This is a genomic window from Chamaesiphon sp. OTE_20_metabat_361, assembly GCF_031364565.1.
The window spans coordinates 1-1817 of record NZ_JANLWO010000068.1 but is presented as its reverse complement, the minus strand read 5'-3'; the positions used below and the strand labels follow the sequence as shown (position 1 = coordinate 1817).

Sequence of the window (1817 nt, the reverse complement as noted above, 5' to 3'; positions counted from 1 at the left end):
GGAGGAGTGGGGGAGATGGGGGGACGGGGGACGAGGGAATGGGGAGTTAGCTTCGGGTTGTGGGGCTACTGCTCGATCTCCAAGCAATGTCGGCGATCGCCTATAATATAATCGCGTCGCTTACCATCTAACATTTCTCTGACAACAGACGATCGAACATCACCACATCTAATACTCCCCCACTCCCCCACTCCCACTCTCCCCATCCCCCATGACCTCCAAAACGCGAAATTATCACATCACCACCTTTGGCTGTCAGATGAACAAAGCTGATTCCGAGCGGATGGGTGGGATATTAGAAGAGATGGGGTTCCAATGGTCGGACGATCCTTTCAGTGCTGATTTGGTGCTGTATAACACCTGCACGATTCGCGATCTGGCAGAACAGAAGGTTTATTCTTATCTAGGCAAACAAACTCGCCGCAAAAAAGACAATCCGGATCTGATCCTGATTATGGCTGGTTGCGTTGCTCAGCAGGAAGGTGAAGCACTGCTGCGCCGGATTCCCGAGCTAGATATCATTATGGGGCCACAACATGCCAATCGTCTCGAAGACCTGTTGCAGCAGGTATTTGCTGGCGCTCAGGTGGTGGCGACCGAACCAGTACACATTATTGAAGATATTACCAAACCCCGCCGCGATAGTAGCGTGACGGCGTGGGTGAATGTGATTTATGGCTGTAACGAACGCTGTACCTATTGTGTGGTGCCTAATGTACGTGGCATCGAGCAGTCGCGCACGCCTGAAGCTATTCGCACTGAAATTAGAGAATTGGCACGTCAGGGTTATAAAGAAATTACCTTACTCGGTCAAAACATCGATGCCTATGGGCGCGATTTACCAGGTTCGACGGTGGAAGGTCGCCATTTGAATACGTTGACGGATTTACTTTACTACGTTCATGACATCGAGGGGATCGAGCGGATTCGATTTGCCACTAGCCACCCGCGTTATTTTACCGAGCGGTTGATTAAAGCCTGTACCGAATTACCGAAGGTGTGCGAGCATTTTCACGTACCATTTCAGTCTGGGGACAATGACATTCTCAAAGCAATGTCGCGCGGTTATACTCACGAAAAATATCGCCGAATTGTCGATACCATTCGTAAGTATATGCCCGATGCGTCGATTAGTGCCGACGCGATCGTCGGATTTCCCGGTGAGACTGAGGAACAGTTCGAGCGGACGCTGACTTTGATCGCGGATATCGGCTTTGATATGGTGAATACGGCTGCTTATTCACCACGTCCGAATACCCCCGCCGCCGTGTGGACAAATCAATTGAGTGAAGAAATCAAACTCGATAGATTGCAGCAGATCAATCACCTAGTTTCCCAAACGGCGATCGAGCGATCGCAGCGATATCTCGATCGGGTAGAATTGGTCTTAGTCGAAGACCGTAATGCCAAAAATCCCGACCAAGTTTTAGGTCGAACTGGTGGCAATCGCTTGACTTTTTTCAATGGGGATATTGAGGAACTGCGGGGGAAAGTCGTCCCCGTCAAAAGTACCGAAGCTCGCGCCTTTAGTTTGACGGGAGACATGGTGACACAGCTTGACGGTTAGACCCAAATCGCCAACGAGACTAACACAATCGAACTAGCCATGAACGTGAGTTCGGGATAAGGTAGTTTTGTCAGTTGTTGTGCTTAGTGGATCGGTAAACTTTAGATATTAGTGAGTTGCGATTTTTCTAGCGGAGGCAGAACCCGGATCTGGGGGTTCCGACCCCCAGACCCCCCGCTGAAAGGCGGGACGCCGCCTCTCAGACTCTCCTGCGTAAGGTTCGATTAGTAAGTGGCGTAGAGTGAGCCTA

The 1817-nt window shown here is 50.4% G+C and carries 1 protein-coding gene; it reads left to right on the top strand.

Annotated features, from left to right (window positions below; all coding sequences use genetic code 11):
- The first annotated feature begins 211 nt into the window (after positions 1-211).
- Positions 212-1567, top strand: coding sequence for a tRNA (N6-isopentenyl adenosine(37)-C2)-methylthiotransferase MiaB (gene miaB, locus RMO35_RS01790; RefSeq protein WP_309738141.1), 1356 nt, complete (start codon positions 212-214; stop codon positions 1565-1567).
- Positions 1568-1817: the final 250 nt, after the last annotated feature.

Coding starts and splice junctions, on each gene's coding strand:
- miaB (WP_309738141.1), top strand. CDS start 212: ATGACCTCCAAAACGCGAAATTATCACATCACCACCTTTGGCTGTCAG.